This window comes from Roseateles sp. GW821-FHT09H10, assembly GCF_059415865.1.
This window is the reverse complement of record NZ_JBWKOB010000001.1, coordinates 203,186-222,056: the sequence shown is the minus strand read 5'-3', so window position 1 is coordinate 222,056 and position 18,871 is coordinate 203,186. Positions and strand designations below refer to the sequence as shown.

Genomic DNA, 18,871 nt, shown 5'->3' with positions numbered 1-18,871 from the left:
CGCATGCCTTCAGTGCCGGACCGCGAGCCCTGGAACGAGGCCGCGCCGGCCATCGCGGCGGCCCTGCCCGATCTCGCCTTCCTGATCGGGCCCGACCTGCGCTTCACAGCCTGCAACCAACCGGATCACGCTGACCTGCATGCGCCCTGGGCCACGCTGCAGGGGCGGCCGCTGCAGAGCGTCGGGCCACCGGCCCTGGCCCAGCGCTTCGCCGCAGCCTGTGGCGCCAGCCCCCAGCGCCTGCGTTACGCGTTGCGTACCCATGGCGGCCGCATCGCCCGTTTCGAGGCCAGCATCGCGCCCCTCCCCGACGGCGGCGGCTGGCTCTGCATCGCCCGCGACCTGGGCACCGCCGATGCCGACCAGGCCCGCTATGCCCGCGCCATGCAGGGCGCGGCCGACGGCCTGTGGGAATGGGACATCGCCGCCGACAGCGAATATTTCTCGCCCCGCGCCCTGGACCTGCTGGGCCGCCCGGGGCGCCTGGCTGAAATGCTGCAGGCCGACGACCAGGGCCAGTGGCGCTCCGCGCTGCAATCCCATCTGCAGCATGGCGCGCCGCTGGACATCGACCTGCGCCTGGCGGGCGCCCAGGGCCATCCCGCGCGCTGGCTGCGCTGTCGCGGCTGGACGGAGCGCGACGCGCGCGGCCAGCCGGCCCGCGTGCTGGCCACGCTGTCCGACATCACCCTGGCCAAGTTCACCGAGCAGGCCCTGACCGACAGCCAGTCCAAGTTCCGCGCCCTCTTCCACACCGTGCCGGTCGGCATCGCGCTGATCGACATCGCCAGCGAGACCGTCATCGAGTCCAACGACGAGCTCGGCCGCCTGCTCGGCTGGCCGACCCTGTCCGTCGTCGGCCAGACGGCCAAGGTGCTGGGCCTGACACCCCTGCCCGGCCTGGACGGCCGCACCGAGATCGACGACCGCGAGCTGCACCCGCACTCGGGCTGCCGCCTGCATGCCAAGCTGGTCGCCGAGCCCCTCGAACTGGGCGGCCGGGCCCTGCTGCTCTGCGTCGTCGTCGACATCTCCGTGCAGATCGACGCCGAGGCCGCGCTGTCGGCCCTGGCCGAGCAGCTGATGGACCAGGAGAGGCGCACCACCCAGCGCCTGGCCCAGGCCCTGCACGACCAGCTCGGCCAGACGCTGACGGCCCTGCGCCTGATGCTGGACCTGGGCGCGGCCGAGGCCCGCCAGCAGGCCCGCGGCCTCGTCGACCAGGCCCTGCGCGACGTGCGCCAGGTCCTCGTCGACCTGCGCCCGCCCCTGCTCGAGGACGAGGGCCTGGCCGCGGCCCTGGACAACGAGATCGCCCAGCGCCGCGCCCTGCACCCCGGCGTGCGCCTGCTGCTGGACGCCGAGGACGAGCTGCTGATGCAGCGCTGGCCCGTGCAGGTCGAGTACGCTCTGTTCATGATTGCCCGCGAAGGCCTGGAGAACGCGCTGCGCCATGCCCGCCCCACCGAGGTCAGGATCCATTTCTACGGCTGCGCCGAGGAGGTCGAGCTCGGCGTGGCCGACGATGGCAGCGGTCTGGACGCCGACTTCGAACGCCGCCCCGGCCATCTCGGCCTCATCGGCATGCGAGAGCGTGCACGGGCCATCGGCGCGCGGCTGGAACTGGGCCCGCGAGATGGTGGCGGCACGCAATTGATCATTCGCTGGCAGGCCCCTGAATGACCCAAGCGGCCCGCATCTATCTTGTCGACGACCACGCCATGGTGCGCCAGGGCCTGCGTGCCCTGCTGACCGAGGCCGGCCACGAGGTCGTCGGCGACAGCGGCGACATCACCGCCGCCCTGGCCGAGCTGCAGCAGCTGGCGCCCGACATCGTCCTCGTCGACCTGTCCATCGGCCCGCGCTCCGGCATGGAGCTGCTGACCGAACTGCAGCGCCGCCACCTGAGCGTGCGCCCCCTGGTGCTGACCATGTCGGCCCAGCCCCGCCATGTCGGCATGGCCCTCAAGCTCGGCGCCTGCGGCTATGTGCTGAAGGGCTCGCCGTCCGAGGAGCTGCTGCAGGCCATCGAGGCCCTGCGCGCCGGCCGCCGCCACCTCGGTGCCGGCGTCGCCGAACTGGCCGCCCGGGCCCTGGCCGAAGGCGCGGGCGACGATCCTTTTGCCAGCCTGTCGGTGCGCGAGCGCCAGGTCGTGACCATGGTCGTCGACGGCCATTCCAGCACCGAGATCGCCACCGCCCTGCACCTGTCGCCCAAGACGGTGGACAGCTACCGCAGCCGGCTGATGGCCAAGCTGGGCACGCCCGACGTGACCGCCCTCGTCAAACTGGCAATCCGTCACGGCCTTGTGAGCAACGACGCCTGAGTTCGCTCTTGCGGGCCGAGCGACGGGCCGCTCCCTAGCCGGCCCGCGTTGGGCGATGTGCTTGCCGGTCGATCCGGCAAGCATCGGCGTCCCCTCGGGGGACCGACCAGGCACCGCCGCGTTCAGCGGAGCGGGACTGGGCGAGGGGTCTGCTGAAACAGCCTGACAGCCGCAATCAAGAACTCCCCGCATCGTTGGGGTGGGTGGGCACCTAAATTGCCCCCATGAAAGCTGCCGAACTCCCCCTCGACGAAGCCCTGCGCCTGCAATGCCTGGCCGAGCTCGGTCTCAGCGAACCGCCAGCCCAGCCCGAGCCTGACGCCGTGCTCGATGGCCTGGTGCGCTGCGCGGCCCATCTGCTGGGCTTTCCGATTGCGCTGATCAGCCTGGTCGGCGAGCGCCGCATGTGGTTCAAGGCCCAGTACGGCACCGAGGCCCTGGACGGCGAGCGCGACCAGTCCTTCTGCGCCCACACCATCCAGGGCCAGACCTTGTTCGAGGTGCCCGACGCCGCGGCCGACCCGCGCTTTGCCACCAGCCCCTGGGTCACCGGCGACAACCGCTGCAACATCCGGCTGCGCGCCTATGCCGGCCTGCCCCTCCGCCTGGGCGGCCTGACGCTGGGCGCCCTGTGCGTCGGCGACACGGTGCCACGCCGCCTGGACGCCGTGCAGGCCACGCTGCTGGTGGACATCGCCAAGGCCGTCGAAGCCTGGTTCGCCCACCGCCGCGAGCATGTCGACCTGCTCGCCAGCCAGGCCCGCCTGCAGGCCCAGGCCGAGCTGCTGGGCCGGCTCAGCACCGAGACGCCCGGCATGCTCTTCCAGTACCGCAGCTTTGCCGGCGGCGGCGGCCACCTCGGCTTCGTCAGCGGCCAGGGCGAGCACATCTTCGGCCCGACGGCGCCGCTGCAGGCCGAGAGCCTGCGTGCCTATGCAGAGCGCATCCACCCCGAGGACCTGCCCGGCCTGCTGGCCGGCATGCGCGAGGCCGAGGCCGATCAGCAGCCCTGGCAGCGGCTGTTCCGCGTCTGCCTGCCCGGCGCCGACCGGCCGGCCTGGCGTTCCGGCCGCGCCAGCCCGTCCCTGCAGGCCGACGGCAGCGTGCTCTGGCATGGCTTCGTCGCCGACGTCGACGAGCACATCGAGATCGAGACCCTGCGCCGCGACAAGCTCGCCGCCGAAGCCGCCAGCGCGGCCAAGAGCGCCTTCCTGTCGCGCGCCAGCCATGAGCTGCGCACGCCGCTGAACGCCGTCATCGGCTTCAGCCAGCTGCTGCTGCTCAACCAGGAGGAGGAGGCGCTCACCGCGCGCCAGCAGGAGCGCATCGAATGGGTGCTGGACGCCGCCAAGCGCCTGCACCAGCTCGTCGACGGCCTGCTCGACGTGGATCGCGCCCAGCCCGGCCGGCCCTCGGGCCCCGGCCCCGAGGCCGACGCCGAGGACGCCTTCACCCTGCTCTATATCGAGGACGAGCCCCTCAACACCCTGCTCGTGCAGGAAGCCCTGCGCGACCGCCCGGACTGGCGCGTGCTGCACGCCGGCGACGGCCGCGCCGGCCTGGCCCTGGCCAAGACCCAGAAACCCGAGGTCGTGCTGACCGACATCAATCTGCCGGGCCTGTCGGGCCTGGACGTCGTCCGGGAGCTGCGCGCAGACGCGGCCCTGGCCGGCACGCTGTGCATCGCGCTGTCCGCCGACGCGACGCCGGGCCAGATCGACCGCGCCATGCAGGCCGGCTTCGATGACTACTGGACCAAGCCGCTGGACATCCTCGAGCTCGCTGGCCGCCTGGCCGACGCGCTCGCGCGCCACGGCGGCCGCTGAACTGATTGCTTCTCAGGGAGAGAACATGATGAACGCCACCACGACGAGCCGCAGGCTCTCACCCCCGCCCACCCAGCCGCGCGTGATCTGGCGGCCGGCCGCCGCCACGGCCCGCACGCCGGCCGAGCGCGCCTGCCTCATCCACCTGCTGGTCGTCGACGACGACGTCGCCGTCATCGAATACCTGGGCCAGCTGCTCAAGGGCTTCGCCCAGGTCAGCTTCGCCACCACCGGCGAGGACGCGCTGCGCCTGGCCGAACAGCACCGCCCCGACCTGGTGCTGCTGGACGTCGACCTGCCTGGCCTCGGCGGCTTCGAGGTCTGCCGCCGCCTGCGCGCCACGCCGGGCCTGGCCGAGCTGCCCATCATCTTCGCCACCAGCCATGGCGACGCCGGCACCGAGGCCAGCGCTCTGCAGCTGGGCGCCGACGACTTCCTGCGCAAACCCTTCGACGACGTGCAGGTGCTGGCCCGCCTGCGCACCCAGCTGCGCGCCGCCGCCGAGCGGCCCGACAAGACCGAAGCCACGGCCCAGACCCGCACGCGCATCCTCATCGTCGACGACGACGCCACCAGCATCCAGCTGGTGCGCAGCCTGCTGGCCGATGTCGGCGAATGCCATTTCGCGCTGAACGGCGGCCAGGCCCTGAGCCTGGTCGGCGAGCTCAAGCCCGACCTGATCCTGCTGGACATCGACCTGCCCGACAGCGACGGCTTTCGCCTGTGCAAGCGGCTGCGCGCCGACCCCGCGCTGGGCCAGGTGCCCATCATGTTCCTGACCAGCTCCAGCACCATCGGCCACGAGGCTCGCGCCCTGGCCCTGGGCGGCGACGACTTCGTGCGCAAGCCCTTCAGCGCGCCGGTGCTGTGCGCCCGCGTGCGCCGCCTCGTCGACCGCAAGCGGTCTCTCGAGCGCTATCTCGACCAGGTCGACCACCGACACCGCCAGATCAGCGACGGCCGCGTCGCCGCCGTTGTCGAGGCCTGCAAGGACGCCATCGTCGTGGCCGACACCCGGGGCCACGTCGTCATGGCCAACGCGGCCGCACGCGCCCTGCTCGACAGCAGCGCCGAGGCCCTGGACCGCGCCCGCCTGGATGAGCTGCTGGTCAGCGATGCCCACGGCCATGACTGCGTGCGCCGCGCCAGCGGCCAGCACATCCCCGTCGAGGTCAGCACCTCCACCGAGGGCGCGGGCGCCGACGCCCTGACCGTGCATGTGCTGCGCGACACCCGCGAGCGCGACCAGGCCCTGGCCGCGGCGCGCCGCCAGACCGAGGCCGCCGCCGCCCGCCGCGCCACCGCCTCCATGCTGTCCTACATCGCCCACGAGATCGGCAACCCGGTCAACGTCATCAAGGGCTTCGCCCAGCTGATGCAGGCCGAGCGCATGAGCGCCGGCCAGGCCGACAAGCTGGCCCACATCCTGGACGCCGTCGGCCGCCTGTCCGGCCTGCTGGCCGACGTCACCGACGTGGCACGCATGGAGGCGGGCCAGTTCCCCGTCGAGCTAAAGGACGTGGAGCTGCGCGCCCTGGCGGAGCAGGCCTGCGAGCCGGCCAGTGCCCAGGCCGCCAGCGTCGGCATGCTGCTCCGCGCGCCCACGCCGGGAGCGCCGTTGCAGGTGCGAGCCGATGCCCGGCGCCTGCGCCAATGCCTGGACAACCTGCTGTCCAACGCCATCAAGTACGCCGGCGACGGCCTGTGCATCGAGGTCGAGATCGAGCATCGCGGCGACACCGTCGTGCTGGCCGTGCAGGACCACGGCTGCGGCCTCAGCGAAGAGCAGCTCGCCCACCTCTACGAACCCTACAACCGCCTCGGCCGCGACGGCGGCGCCATCCCGGGCACCGGCCTGGGCCTGACGCTGACGCGCGACCTCGTGCAGGCCATGGGCGGCCGGCTGGAAGTGCAGAGCCAGCCCGGCCGCGGCTGCCGCTTCGAGATGCTGCTGGCCGCCAGCCAGCCCACAGACAACCCGGATTGACGCCGCCTCACCGCGCGGCCCCACAATGTTCCGCGCCATGCCCTTGACCCTGCCCAGCTCCATCCCACCCGCTGCGCCCAGCCCGCTGGCCAGCCGCATCGACAGCCTGCTGCCGGCGCTGTCGGATGCGCGCGTGCTGCTCGTCGATGACGATCCCGGCATGATCCAGATGCTGGGCCGGCTGCTGTCGGGCTACAGCCAGCTGCGCTTCGCGATGGATGGCGTGCAGGCCCTGGCCATCGCCCAGACCTGGCAGCCCGAGCTGGTGCTGCTGGACGCCGAGATGCCCGTCATGGACGGCTTCGAGGTCTGCCGCCGCCTCAAGGCCGACCCGCTGCTGGCCGAGGTGCCCGTCATCTTCGTCACCCAGCACACCGACGCCCGCGTCGAATCCGCCGTCTTCGAACTCGGCGCCGCCGATTTCGTCGCCAAGCCCGTCGCCGGCCCGGCCCTGCGGGCCCGCGTCGCCATGCAGCTGCGCCTGCACCGCACCGCCCAGCGTCTGCTGCGCCTGGCCCGCCGCGACGCGCTGACCGGCCTGGCCGAGCGCGCCCAGTTCGACGAGGAGCTCGAACAGGAAAGCCGCCGCGCCCGCCGCAGCGGCCAGCCGCTGGCCCTGCTGCTGGCCGGCCTGCAGGGCCTGGCCGCCTACCGCGAGCGCCATGGCGCTGGCGCCGCCGACAACGCGCTGCGCCATGTCGGCACCCTGGCCCAGCAGGTGCTGCAGCGCCCGGGCGACCTGGTCGCCCGCCATGGCGACGACGTCTTCGCCCTGCTGCTGCCCGACACCACGGCCGCCGGCGCCGCTGCGCTGGCCCAGCATCTGCAACAGGCCCTGGCCGGCCAGTCCATAGACAGCGCGCTGGGGCTGGCCATCGGCATCGGCCTGCTGTCGGCCGACGGCGAGCCGGCCGCGGCCGCCGAAGCCGCTCTCGCCGCGGCCCGCGCCGCCGGTGCGGGCCGCGTCTACGTCAGCGCCGCCACGGCCGACGGCCACGAGCCGCCGCTGGCCGTATGAAGCTGCTCGCGCCCGAGAGCTGGCCGGCCGAGCTCGGCAGGCGCCAGAACCTCCTCCTCGTCGACGACGACGCCGCCAGCGTGCAGGTGCTGGCCCGCATGCTCGGCGGCCTGGGTGAGCTGCGCTTCGCCCTGTCCGGCGAGGATGCGCTGCGCCTGGCCCGCGAGAGCCCGCCCGACCTCGTCCTCGTCGACGCCGAGATGCCCGGCCTGTCCGGCTTCGAGGTCTGCGCCGCGCTGCGCGCCGACCCGCGCCTGGCCGACGTGCCCGTCATCATCATCACCGGCCACACCGAGGTCGCCGTCGAGGTGGCCGGCTTCGCGGCTGGCGCGGCTGACTTCATCCGCAAGCCGCCGGTGGCCGAGGTCGTCGTCGCGCGGGCCGGCACCCAGCTGCGCCTGAAGGCCCTGGGCGACGCACTGCGCGCTTCCGCCCTGACCGACGGCATGACCGGCCTGGCCAACCGCCGCCGCTTCGACCAGGACCTGCGCATCGAATGCGAGCGCGCCCGCCGCGGCCACGAGAGCGTCGCGCTGCTGCTCATCGATGTCGACCACTTCAAGCGCTACAACGACCGCTACGGCCATGTCGCCGGCGATGCCTGCCTGCGCAACATCGCCGTGGCCATCCGCGCCAGCATCCGCCGCCCGGCCGACCTGGCCGCACGCTATGGCGGCGAGGAGTTCGCCGTGCTGCTGCCGCAGACCGATGCCGCCGGCGCCCAGGCCATGGCCCAGCGCATGGTCGACGCCATCGCCGCCCTGGGCCTGGTGCATGCCGATGCGCCCGATGGCGTCGTCAGCGTCTCGGTCGGCTGGGCCGCCGCCCGGCCTGACCTGGATGCCCGCCTGGTGCAGACGCGCGGCGAATCCCTCGTCGAGACGGCTGACCGCGGCCTCTATGCCGCCAAGGCGGCCGGCCGCGGCCGTGTCGGCAGCCTCATCAGCGAGGCGCATGCGGACATCTGACCCCGAGGCGCGATTTGGCGGCGAAGATCAAGCATCGCCAGACCGGGCCCGGACATGCCGCTGACCTCCCCTTTCGCATCCGTCTTGCGCCGCTGCGCGGCCGGCCTGCTGGCGGCCTGCGCCGCCGTGACCGCCCAGGCCGCACCCCTGGTCATCGCCATCGGCGAGTCGACCCTGTTCGCGCCCCTGCAGCTCGCCGCCCAGGAGGGCTATTTCGCCGCCGAAGGCCTGGACGTGCAGGTCATCAGCTGCATCAACGGCCGGCGCTGCCTCAAGCACCTGACCGATGGCGAGGCCCAGGTCGCGACGGTGGCCGACACGCCCCTGGTCTTCGCCCTGCATGCCGGCCACCGCTTCGACATCATCGCTACCTTCGGCACCTCGTCGCGCGACGCGGCCCTGGTCGCCCGCACCGACCGCGGCATCCAGAAGCCGGCCGATCTCGCCGGCAAGCGCATCGGCGTCGTGCGCGGCACCAGCGCCCATTACTTCACCAACGTCTTCCTGCTCGTCAACGGCGTGCCGCGCGATTCGGTCAGCCTGGTCTTCATCGACCCCAACCGCGGCGCCGACCCGCTGCTGCGCGGCGAAGTCGACGCGGCCAGCCTCTACCGCCCCGCCGGCCCGCAGGCCCTGCAGCAGCTGGGGCCCAAGGGCGTGCAGCTGCCGACGCTGCGGCCCTATACCGTCATGGTCAACCTCGTCGCCCAGCCCGGCTTGAGCCAGGACACGCTGCTGCGCCTGCTCAAGGCCGCGCAGCGCGGCGTCAGCCTGCTGCACAGCCAGACGGGCCGGGCCCACGAGCTGCTGGCGGCGCGCTGGAAGCTCGATGGCCGCGGCGTCGCCAACCAGCTTGACGGCTACGAGTTCCGCCTCGGCCTCGACCAGACCCTGCTGTCCCTGCTGGAGGCGGAGTCGCGCTGGGCCATGCGCGAAGGCCTGGTGGAGAGCAAGACCGTGCCTGACTATCTCGAGCTGATGCGCGTCGAGCCGCTGCGCGCGCTGGACCCGCGCGCGATGACCCTGATCAAGTAGCCGTCATGAAGCCCCTCGTCCAAGGCATACCTTGGCCGGTCCCCCGAGGGGACGGCGATGCTTGCGGCGTCGAGCCGCAAGCACATCGCCAGTGCGGGCCGGCTAGGGAGCGGCCCGGCGCTCGGCCCGCGAGGAGCAGCTGATGCGCCTGCGTCCGGCCCTGATGACCTGCGTGATCGCTGCGCTGCTGGTGGTCGGCGCGCGGCTGACCAGCATCGAGATCGAGCGCCGGGCCTCCGAGCGCAACGACGCCCAGCGCGAGACGGTGGAGGTCATCGCCCGCGACGCCGCCGGCCTGCTGGTGCTGACCCAGGACTACGGCCTCTACCGCAGCGAACGCGCCGCGCGCCAATGGAATCTCGTGCACCAGCGCCTGAGCCGGGCCCTGGCCGACTACGCCGCCGTCGACGAACCGAGCGCCGAGCGCATCGAGGACCTGCAGGACACGGCCCGCACCCTGCCGCAGATCTTCGCGGCGCTGCGCGACGTCATCCAGCTGCCGGCGGACGCGCCCGACGGCGTGGCCCGCCGCGAGACACTGACCGACCAGCTCGTCAACGAGACCCGCCGCGTCAGCGACGGCGCCTTTGAGCTGTCGCGCGAGCTGGTCGAGCGCCGCCGCCGCGATGCCGAGCAGCAGCGCTGGCTGGCCGTCGGCACGCAGATCACGCTGCTGACGCTGACCCTGCTGCTGGCCGGCCTGCTGCTGCGCCGCGTGCTGGCACCCATCGACAGGCTGCGCAGCGTGGCCCGGGCCGTCGAGGGCGGCGACCTGGCCGCCCGCACCGATCTGAAGAGCAAGGACGAGCTGGGCCAGCTGTCCCAGGCCCTGGACGCAATGACGGCGGCCCTGCAGCACCGCGACGCGGCCCTGCGCGACAGCAACCGCCAGCTGGAACGCAACGAAGCCTTCCTGGAACGCGCCGGCCAGATGGCCGGTGTCGGCGGCTGGGAGCTGGACGTGGTCAGCGGCCAGCTGAGCTGGACGGCCCAGACCCATGCCATCCACCAGCTGCCGCCAGGCGAGCCCCTCGACGCCGATGCGGTGCTGCGCAGCTTGATGCCCGAGTCCGAACAGAAGCTGCGCGAGGCCATGGCCCGCGCCACCCGCAGCGGCGAGGGCTGGGACCTGGAGCTCGAGCTGCTGGCGCCGGACGGCCAAGTGCGCTGGCTGCATTCCGTCGGCGCCACCGAGAGCGAGGCGGGCCGCCCCGATGGCAAGGTCGTGCGCCTGGTCGGCGCCGTGCAGGACATCACCGACAGCCGCGCCGCCGCCGACGCGCTGCGCCGCGCCATGCAGGCGGCCGATGCCGCCAGCGCGGCCAAGAGCGATTTCCTGGCCAATATGAGCCACGAGATCCGCACGCCGATGAACGCCGTCATGGGCCTGAGCTTCCTGCTCGAGCGCACCGAGCTGGACGCGGCGCAGCGCGACCTGCTGGCCAAGATCAGCAGCGCCAGCCGCTCGCTGCTGGACGTCATCAACGCGGTGCTCGACCTGTCCAAGATCGAGGCTGGCGAGATGGTGCTGGAGACCATGCCCTTCGACCCGCGTGCCCTGCTGCGCGACGTCGCCAGCCTCTTCCAGCCGCAGGCCGAGGCCAAGCGCATCGCGCTGGCGCTGGAGCTGGACCCCGCCCTGCCCCGGCTGCTGATGGGCGACGCGGCGCGGCTGCGCCAGGTCGTCAGCAACCTGCTCTCCAACGCGATCAAGTTCACGGCCGAAGGCGAGGTGGCCCTGAGCGCGCGCTGCGCGAATGCCCAGGCGCGGCCGCTGCAGCTCGAGATCGCCGTGCAGGACAGCGGCATCGGCATCCCGGCCGAGGCCCTGTCGCGCATCTTCACCCCCTTCACCCAGGCCGACAGCTCCACGTCGCGCCGCTATGGCGGCACGGGCCTGGGCCTGTCCATCGTCAGGCAGCTGTGCGAGCTGATGGGAGGCCAGGTCGGCGTCAGCAGCAGCCCTGGCGCCGGCACGCGCTTCGTCGTGCAGCTGCCCTTCGAAAGGGCCCAGGGCCTGGACCTCGCCGCCCGCCCGCTGACCCTGCTGCTGGCCAGCGACGACGCCACTCAGCGCGACGCCCTGCAGCGCCTGTGCGCCGATCTCGGCTGGCAGACCGAGGCTGTCGCCGGAGCCCAGACCCTGGCCCGCCGCCTGGATCGCCCGCCTCCCGACCTGGTGCTGCTCGACCACCGCCTGCTGCAGAGCCTGCCCATGGCCGAGCAGCAGGACTTGCGCGCCCGCCTGGCGGAACTGCCTTGCGTGCTGATGAGCCGCAGCGCCGGCGTCGGACAGCTGTGCCTGCCGGCCGACGTGTCCACCCTCTTCGACGCCGTGCACGCCGCGCTGGCCGGGCGCGGCCCGATCCAGGCCTTGCTGGCCGGCGCGAGCGGCGCCACGCCCGTGCAGCGCCTGCCCGGCGTGCGCGTGCTGGTGGCCGACGACAGCGCCATCAACCTCGAGGTGGCCCAACGCATCCTGGAGCAGGAAGGCGCCGTCGTCACGCTGGCCCCCGACGGCGCCGTGGCCGTGGCGCGGCTGCGCGCCGAACCGGCAGGCTTCGATGCCGTGCTGATGGATGTGCAGATGCCGGTGCTGGACGGCCTGGCCGCCGCGCGCTGCATCCGCGACGAGCTCGGCCTGCTGCAGCTGCCCATCCTCGCGCTGACGGCCGGCGCCCTGCTCAGCGAACGCCAGCGCGCGCTGGATGCCGGCATGAACGGCTTCATCAGCAAGCCCTTCGACCCGTCGGGCCTGGTGCAGCTGCTGCGCGAGCAGGTCGAAAGCGCGCAGGGCCGCCGTCTGCCGGTGGCCGCCCGCGGCGGCGAGGCCCAGGCCGGCCCCGCCTGGCCGGCGCTCGACGGCATCGACAGCGACGAGGCCAGCCAGCGCCTGCAAGGCGACGCGGACTTCTTCGCCCGGCTGCTGGAGCGCCTGCTCGACGAGTTCGAGGATCTGGCCACGGCCCCCGACCTCGACGCGACGCAGGCAGCCGCGCGCCTGCACAAGCTCGGCGGCGGTGCCGGCCTGCTCGCCGCCGGCCCCCTGCGCGAGGCGGCCCAGCGTGGCGAGACCCGGGCCCGCGCCGGCGCCGACTACAGCGCCGACCTGGCCGAGGTGGCCCGGCTGCTGACCACCCTCGGTGCCCTGGCCCGGCCCTGGCTGCAGGGCCGCAGGACCGAGGCGCAGCCCGCCGCCGCAGGACCGCTGGACGCGCAGGCCCTGCAGCGCCTGCGCCAGGCCCTGCAGTCCCATGACCTCGCGGCCCTGGACCTGTTCCAGCCTCTCGCGCCGGCGCTGCGGGCGGCTTGCGGCGAGCCCGGGTTCGAGCGCCTGCGCCGCGCGCTGGACCGGCTCGACTTCGATACGGCGCTGGAAGCCCTCAGCGGCTGCTAGCCCTGCTGGCGCCGCGCCAGCTTGACGCGGTACATCGCCGCATCGGAATCGCGCAGCACCTGCTCGATATCGGACTGGTTGGGGTCCAGGCAGGCGACGCCGACGCTGGCCCCCGCATAGTCGACGGGGGCGTCGCCGGCCGCATGCCGGCCCACGGAGGCCAGGGCCAGACGCTGCTGTAGCAGGCGTGCGGCCGCGGCGCCGTCCTCGCCGAGCTTGGGGCCCAGGCCGATGACAACGAACTCGTCGCCGCCCATGCGCGCCAGCACGTCGCCGCCGCGCAGCGAGGCCTGCAGGCTGGCGGCCACGGCGCATAGGAAGTCATCGCCGGCATCATGGCCGCGGCTGTCGTTGATCTGCTTGAAGCCGTCCAGATCGATGGCACCGGCCAGCAGCCAGCTGCCGGTGCGCTGGGCCAGGGCGCGCAGCCGCGCCAGCTCCAGCATCAGCGCGCGCCGGTTCAGCAGGCCGGTCAGCGGGTCCGTCAGGGCCTGGGTCTTGAGCTCGGCGTTCACCCGCTGCAGCTTCTCGACCAGGCGCTCGCGCTCCACATGCTGCTCGATGAGGCGTGCGAACAACTGCAGCACATGCTCGGCGGCCGGCGTCATCGGCAGGCGCTGCGAGCTGGCCGCGCACAGCGTGCCGTAGAGGCCGCCGTCCTCGGTGCGCACCGGCGTGCTGACATAGGTCTGGATGCCGAGGTCGCGCGCCGCGCCCGAGTCGCCCCAGACGCCGGCGACGTCGTCGGTATAGGGCCGGTTCTCGTCCAGGGCCCGCTTGCACAGGGTGTCGCCCCAGGGCACGGCCAGGCCCTCGGGGATCTGCAGGTCCTTGGAGTTGCGCGCGTAGACGATGTGCTGCAGGCCCTCGGACAGGTCGATGGTCGTCAGATAGGTGGATTCCAGCCCCGTGACGGCTTCCAGCATCTCCAGCAGCGGCCGGGTCAGCTCCTCCAGCGTGCGGGCACTTGAGACGGAATCGGAAAGCTGGGCGAAGAAGGAGTCCATGGCTGCAATGGCGTCGCGACGGGCCTACTGTAGGCAGGCCGGCCGGCATCTGGCTAGGCGCTCATCCTGCGGGTTAGGGGCGGGTCTTGCCAGACCGCGGCGCGGGCGGCGCTACATTGCGCCGATGGCAGCGTGCCACTGAAGGGAAGGCCTTGGTCAAGACGCTTGGACGCCGTTCGATCATCGCGGCAGGGCGGCAGCTGGCGCTGGCGGCATCCCTGCTGCTCGGCCTGGCCGCCGGCCACGCCAGCGAGATCAGGCTGCCGCTGGACTGGCGGGCCGGCGAGACGGTGAGCTACGAGATCGAGACCATCACGCCACCGGCGCCGAATCGACCGCAAGACCTGCCCAGGCAGATTCGCGTCCTGGTGACCATCCAGGTGCTCTCGACCGGCGCCGATGGTTCGGTGCACCGCTGGACCTTCCGCTCCGCCAAACCCGATCCCGTACCCGGCAACGAGCAGGAGGCGGCCCTCGTGGCCCGCTTCAAGGCGATAGGGCCGCGCCAGGTGGAATTGCAGCTGACACCCGGCGGCGAGATTGCGGGCGTACGCAATCTGGAGGCGCTGCGTCGGCACAGCCAGCAACTCAACGATCTCGATCTCTCGCTGATGGAGGGCGTCCTGACGCCACGCCAGCTGAAGGTCCTGCGGGAGAGCCATGCGCGCAGCTCCAGCGATGCGTCCCTGATCGAGCAGTCCACCACCGATGCCGCCATCCTCTACGGCGCAGCGGGCGGCAGCTTCAGACCCGGCTCCAGGAGCCGGCAGCGCCTGAGCTACCCGGCACCGGACGGCGCGGCGGCGGTGCAGACCGATGCCAGCGTCGAGGTCAGCCCGCTGGCGGCCGACGGCACGCTGACCGTGAAGACCGTCGAGCGCATCCCGCCGGAGAGTCAGGCGGCGGCGATGGCCCAGGGTATCAACCAGCTCGCGCGGACCTTGGGGGTGGACGGCATGACGATGACGGAGGAAGAGATGCGCCAGTCCATGGGGAAGTTCAACGCCGAGGTGCGCGTTGAAACCGAACAGGTGCTGAAGCGCGCGCAACGCTGGCCGCGCCTCGTGCTGCGGCGCGAGATCACCAGCGTCGACGCTGTGACCTCGCTGAAGAGCTATCGCTTCGAGTTGAAGCCCGCGCCGCTGCCCTGACCCCGCCCAACAAGCTCAAGCGACCGGCAGGGCGGTCTCGTACTTGACCTCGCGCAGCACCACATTGCTGCGCACGCTGGACACGCCGGGCAGCTTGAAGATGTGCTGCTGCAGGAAGAGGTCGTAGGCCTTCATGTCGGCCGCGACGACCTTGATGACGTAGTCGGCCTCGCCGGTGATGGCATGGCATTCGATGATCTCGCGCCGCGTGGACACCAGTTGCTCGAACTGCTCCACCGCACCCTCGCTGTGCCGCACCAGGCTGACGTTGGCCAGCACGAGGATGGACAGGCCGACCTTCTCGCGGTCCACCAGCACGACCTGGCCGCGGATGACGCCCCGCTCCTCCATGTCCTTGACACGCCGCCACACCGGCGTGGCGGACAGGCCGACCTTCTCGGCCAGGGCCTGGGTCGACAGGCGCGCGTCAAGCTGCAGGGCTTCCAGGATCTGCAGGCTGGCGCGGTCGAACTCGTTTGTTTCCATGAAACCCCTCTTTGGAGAAGAATCATCTCATTCGGCCGGCGTCGACCCGGCATTGAGGCAAGTTCTTCCGCCGCCGGGAGGGAAGAATTTCCCGCCCAAGGAGACCGACTGATGGCCGACACCCCCGCCCTGCGCCCCTACCAGCTCAGCGACAACCTCGCCGCCGACAGCGGCGCCGTCTTCCTGACCGGCACGCAGGCCCTGGTACGCCTGCTGCTGGCGCAAAAGAAGCAGGACGAGCGCATGGGCCTGAAGACGGCCGGCTTTGTCTCCGGCTACCGCGGCTCGCCGCTGGGCATGGTGGACCAGCAGCTGTGGAAGGCCAAGAAGTTCCTCGAGAAGGCCCACGTCGAGTTCCTGCCCGCCATCAACGAAGACCTGGCCGCGACGGCCTGCCTGGGGGTGCAGCGCGTGGCCCTGGACCCGCAGCGCACCGTCGATGGCGTGTTCGCCATGTGGTACGGCAAGGGCCCGGGCGTGGACCGCTCGGGCGATGCGCTCAAGCACGGCAATGTCTATGGCACCAGCACGCAGGGCGGCGTCCTTGTCGTCTGCGGTGACGACCACGGCTGCGTCTCCAGCAGCACGCCGCACCAGAGCGACCAGGCCCTGCAGGCCTGGAGCATGCCTCTCGTGCACCCGGCCAATGTCGCCGAGTACCTGGAGTTCGGCCTCTATGGCTGGGCGCTGAGCCGCTTCTCCGGCGCCTGGGTGGGTTTCAAGGCCATCTCCGAAGTCGTCGAGAGCGGCATGACGGTGGACCTGGACGCTGTCGGCCTGAACTTCGACCACGCCGTCGACTACACCGCGCCGACCAATCTGCACATCCGCTCCGTCGACCTGCCTTCACTGGAGCTGGAATCGCGCCTGGCGCACAAGCTGGAGGCGGTGAAGGCCTTCGCCAAGGTCAACAGCATCGACAAGCACATCGTCACCAGCCCGGCAGCGACGCTGGGCATCGTGACCGTGGGCAAGGCGCATTACGACTTCATGGAAGTGCTGCGCCGCCTGGACCTCGACCCCAACGCCCTGGCCGCGGCCGGCGTGCGGGTCTACAAGGTGGGCTTGGTGTTCCCGCTGGAGCCGACGCGCATCGTCGAGTTCTGCAGCAACCTGACGGACGTGCTCGTCATCGAAGAGAAGGGCCCGGTCGTCGAGCGCCAGATCAAGGAGCTGCTCTACCACCTGCCCGACTTCCAGCGCCCCCGCGTCGTCGGCAAGACGGATGAGCATGGTTGCGCGGTGTTGAGCGCCCTGGGCGAGCTGCGCCCCAGCCGCATCATGGGCACCGTGGCCGCTTGGCTGGCGCGCCTCAATCCCGCGCTGGACCGCCGCCATCTCGTCGTCGACTTCCTGACGCCCCAGTTGCTGTCCAACGCCGCCGACGCGGTGCGCCGCCAGCCCTATTTCTGCTCGGGCTGCCCGCACAACACGTCCACCAAGCTGCCCGAGGGCTCGCGGGCCCTGGCCGGCATCGGCTGCCACTTCATGGCGAGCTGGATGGAGCGCGGCACCTCCGGCCTGATCCAGATGGGCGCCGAGGGCGTGGACTGGGCGGCGCATTCGCGCTTCACCAAGGAGAAGCACGTCTTCCAGAACCTGGGCGACGGCACCTACTACCACTCGGGCTACCTGGCCATCCGCCAGGCCATCGCGGCCAAGACCAACATCACCTACAAGATCCTCTACAACGACGCCGTCGCGATGACCGGCGGCCAGCCGGTGGATGGCCAGACCAGCGTGCCGCAGATCGCCCGCCAGGTGGAGGCTGAGGGCGTGAAGAAGCTCGTCGTGGTGTCGGACGAGATCGGCAAGTACGACGGCCACCACGGCCTGTTCCCGGCCGGCACGACCTTCCACGATCGCAGCGAGATGGACGCCGTGCAGCGCGAACTGCGCGACATCGAGGGTGTCACGGTGCTGATCTACGACCAGACCTGTGCCGCCGAGAAGCGCCGCCGCCGCAAGAAGAAAGAGTTTGCCGACCCGCCGCGCCGTATCTTCATCAACGAGGCCGTCTGCGAAGGCTGCGGCGACTGCGGCGTGGCCAGCAACTGCTTGAGCGTGGTGCCGGTCGAGACCGACTGGGGCCGCAAGCGCGCCATCGAGCAGAGCAGCTGCAACAAGGACTTCTCCTGCGTGAACGGCTTCTGCCCGAGCTTCGTGTCGGTGCACGATCCCGTGTTGAAGAAGAAAGCTGGGGCGAGCTACACGGCGCAGGACCTCGCGCGCGAGATCGCAGCGATCCAGCCGCCTGCGCCTTGGGCTTGGACGGGTCCGTTTGACCTGCTGGTCACCGGCGTCGGCGGCACCGGCGTCGTCACGGTCGGCGCCCTGGTCTCCATGGCCGCCCACCTCGAAGGCAAGCAGGCCTCGGTGCTGGACTTCATGGGCTTTGCGCAGAAGGGCGGCGCGGTGCTGAGCTTCGTGCGCGTGGCGCCGACGCTGGACCTGCTCAACCAAGTGCGCATCGACACCCAGCAGGCCGACGTGCTGCTGGCCTGCGACATGGTCGTCGGCGCCTCGCCCGATGCGCTCGGCACGGTCAAGGCCGGCCGCACCGTCATCCTCGCCAACACGCATGAGCTGCCGACCGCTGGCTTCGTGCGCAACCCGGACGCGTCGCTGCAGGGCGACTCGCTGATCGCCAAGATGAAGTTCGCCGTCGGCGAGCACGGCGCGCTGGACACCATCGACGCCCAGGACATCTCGCAGCGCCTGATGGGCGACACCCTGCCCAGCAACATCATCATGCTGGGCGCCTGCTGGCAGCGCGGCATGATCCCCGTCAGCGAGTCCGCACTGATGCGCGCCATCGAGCTGAACGGCGTCGCCGCCGAGGCCAACAAGACCGCCTTCGCGCTGGGCCGCCTGGCCATCGCCGCGCCGGACGCCATCCAGCGCCTGGCCGGCGACGTCAATGTGGTGAAGTTCTTCAACTTCGACCAGCTCGACGGCCCCGACGGCCTCATCGAGCGCCGCGCCCAGTTCCTGACCGGCTACCAGGACGCCGCCTACGCCCAGCGCTACCGCGCCCTGGTCGAGCGCGTGCGTGTGGCAGAAAGCGCTCTGGGCAAGGGCCAGCGCCTGACCCAGGCCGTGGCCCGCTACTACGCCAAGCTGCTGGCCATCAAGGACGAGTACGAGGTCGCGCGCCTGTATACCGACGGACGCTTCGAGAAGGCCATGAAGGACCAGTTCGAGAACTGGGAGCGCCTGTCCTTCCACCTCGCCCCGCCGCTGATCTCCAGGCCCGGCGCCGATGGCCGCGCGAAGAAGATCGAGCTGGGCAGCTGGACCTTCACGGCCTTCAAGTGGCTGGCGAAGTTCAAGGGCCTGCGCGGCGGCATGCTGGACATCTTCGGCAAGACCGAAGAGCGCCGCATGGAGCGCCAGCTGATCGTCGATTACGAGAAGCTCGTCGACGAGGTGTTGGCTTCGCTGACGGCGGACAACCTCAACACCGCCGTCGAGCTGGCCCGCCTGCCCGAGAAGATCCGCGGCTATGGCCATGTCAAGCATGCCAACGTCGTCGCCGTGAAGAAGCAGTGGCAGGCCCTGCTGGACCGCTTCCATGGCCGCGCGGTGGAAGTGGCGGTGCAGCCCGTCGCCATGCCGGTTCGCGTGAAAGGCGTCGCGGAACTCTGAGGCCGCCCGGGCCGGGTCCTG

12 protein-coding genes are annotated in these 18,871 nt (G+C 71.6%); 10 read left to right on the top strand and 2 right to left on the bottom strand.

Going from position 1 to position 18,871, the window contains the following annotated elements:
• Window positions 1–3: 3 nt before the first annotated feature.
• The 8 genes from AC07OY_RS00895 (at window position 4) to AC07OY_RS00860 (ending at window position 12,558) form a co-directional block, all read left to right on the top strand.
• Entirely contained in the window at window positions 4–1,683 is a 1,680-nt protein-coding gene (locus AC07OY_RS00895; RefSeq protein ID WP_495040648.1) for a PAS domain-containing protein, read from the top strand.
• A complete protein-coding gene (locus tag AC07OY_RS00890) occupies window positions 1,680–2,327 on the top strand; it encodes a response regulator (protein ID WP_495040647.1) in 648 nt (215 codons plus the stop codon). Before AC07OY_RS00895 ends, AC07OY_RS00890 begins: the two co-directional genes overlap by 4 nt.
• Before the next feature lie 224 nt (window positions 2,328–2,551).
• Window positions 2,552–4,153, top strand: a complete 1,602-nt coding sequence (locus AC07OY_RS00885; RefSeq protein ID WP_495040646.1) for a response regulator — start codon at window positions 2,552–2,554, stop codon at window positions 4,151–4,153.
• Window positions 4,154–4,178: 25 nt separating this feature from the next.
• Window positions 4,179–6,140, top strand: coding sequence for a response regulator (locus AC07OY_RS00880; protein ID WP_495040645.1), 1,962 nt, complete (start codon window positions 4,179–4,181; stop codon window positions 6,138–6,140).
• A 37-nt stretch (window positions 6,141–6,177) separates the two neighbouring features.
• A complete protein-coding gene (locus AC07OY_RS00875) occupies window positions 6,178–7,158 on the top strand; it encodes a GGDEF domain-containing response regulator (RefSeq protein WP_495040644.1) in 981 nt (326 codons plus the stop codon).
• Window positions 7,155–8,126 (top strand): diguanylate cyclase, encoded by a 972-nt coding sequence (locus tag AC07OY_RS00870; RefSeq protein WP_495040643.1) that lies wholly within the window; start codon window positions 7,155–7,157, stop codon window positions 8,124–8,126. Before AC07OY_RS00875 ends, AC07OY_RS00870 begins: the two co-directional genes overlap by 4 nt.
• Window positions 8,127–8,180: 54 nt before the next feature.
• A complete protein-coding gene (locus tag AC07OY_RS00865; RefSeq protein WP_495040642.1) occupies window positions 8,181–9,161 on the top strand; it encodes an ABC transporter substrate-binding protein in 981 nt (326 codons plus the stop codon).
• A gap of 142 nt (window positions 9,162–9,303) precedes the next feature.
• Entirely contained in the window at window positions 9,304–12,558 is a 3,255-nt protein-coding gene (locus tag AC07OY_RS00860) for a hybrid sensor histidine kinase/response regulator (protein WP_495040641.1), read from the top strand.
• Here the strand turns inward: AC07OY_RS00860 and AC07OY_RS00855 are convergent.
• The gene (locus tag AC07OY_RS00855) at window positions 12,555–13,565 is read right to left on the bottom strand and encodes a sensor domain-containing diguanylate cyclase (RefSeq protein ID WP_495040640.1); all 1,011 of its coding nucleotides are present in this window, start codon (window positions 13,563–13,565) and stop codon (window positions 12,555–12,557) included. The two genes, AC07OY_RS00860 and AC07OY_RS00855, sit on opposite strands and share 4 nt — an antisense overlap.
• Before the next feature lie 152 nt (window positions 13,566–13,717).
• Between AC07OY_RS00855 and AC07OY_RS00850 the strand changes: the two genes are divergently transcribed.
• Window positions 13,718–14,716 (top strand): hypothetical protein, encoded by a 999-nt coding sequence (locus AC07OY_RS00850; protein WP_495040639.1) that lies wholly within the window; start codon window positions 13,718–13,720, stop codon window positions 14,714–14,716.
• 15 nt (window positions 14,717–14,731) lie between these two features.
• On the opposite strand, the gene AC07OY_RS00845 is transcribed toward AC07OY_RS00850, so the two are convergent.
• Window positions 14,732–15,202, bottom strand: a complete 471-nt coding sequence (locus tag AC07OY_RS00845) for an Lrp/AsnC family transcriptional regulator (RefSeq protein WP_495040638.1) — start codon at window positions 15,200–15,202, stop codon at window positions 14,732–14,734.
• Between the two features lie 111 nt (window positions 15,203–15,313).
• Between AC07OY_RS00845 and AC07OY_RS00840 the strand changes: the two genes are divergently transcribed.
• On the top strand, window positions 15,314–18,850 hold the full coding sequence (locus AC07OY_RS00840) for an indolepyruvate ferredoxin oxidoreductase family protein (RefSeq protein ID WP_495040637.1): 3,537 nt from the start codon (window positions 15,314–15,316) through the stop codon (window positions 18,848–18,850).
• The last annotated feature ends 21 nt before the right edge of the window (window positions 18,851–18,871 follow it).

Excerpts from the sequence above, each read along its gene's own strand:
- AC07OY_RS00860 (WP_495040641.1), top strand. The coding sequence starts at position 9,304 with ATGCGCCTGCGTCCGGCCCTGATGACCTGCGTGATCGCTGCGCTGCTG.
- AC07OY_RS00845 (WP_495040638.1), bottom strand. The coding sequence starts at position 15,202 with ATGGAAACAAACGAGTTCGACCGCGCCAGCCTGCAGATCCTGGAAGCC.
- AC07OY_RS00875 (WP_495040644.1), top strand. The coding sequence starts at position 6,178 with ATGCCCTTGACCCTGCCCAGCTCCATCCCACCCGCTGCGCCCAGCCCG.
- AC07OY_RS00855 (WP_495040640.1), bottom strand. The coding sequence starts at position 13,565 with ATGGACTCCTTCTTCGCCCAGCTTTCCGATTCCGTCTCAAGTGCCCGC.
- AC07OY_RS00890 (WP_495040647.1), top strand. The coding sequence starts at position 1,680 with ATGACCCAAGCGGCCCGCATCTATCTTGTCGACGACCACGCCATGGTG.
- AC07OY_RS00870 (WP_495040643.1), top strand. The coding sequence starts at position 7,155 with ATGAAGCTGCTCGCGCCCGAGAGCTGGCCGGCCGAGCTCGGCAGGCGC.
- AC07OY_RS00895 (WP_495040648.1), top strand. The coding sequence starts at position 4 with ATGCCTTCAGTGCCGGACCGCGAGCCCTGGAACGAGGCCGCGCCGGCC.
- AC07OY_RS00880 (WP_495040645.1), top strand. The coding sequence starts at position 4,179 with ATGATGAACGCCACCACGACGAGCCGCAGGCTCTCACCCCCGCCCACC.
- AC07OY_RS00885 (WP_495040646.1), top strand. The coding sequence starts at position 2,552 with ATGAAAGCTGCCGAACTCCCCCTCGACGAAGCCCTGCGCCTGCAATGC.
- AC07OY_RS00840 (WP_495040637.1), top strand. The coding sequence starts at position 15,314 with ATGGCCGACACCCCCGCCCTGCGCCCCTACCAGCTCAGCGACAACCTC.
- AC07OY_RS00865 (WP_495040642.1), top strand. The coding sequence starts at position 8,181 with ATGCCGCTGACCTCCCCTTTCGCATCCGTCTTGCGCCGCTGCGCGGCC.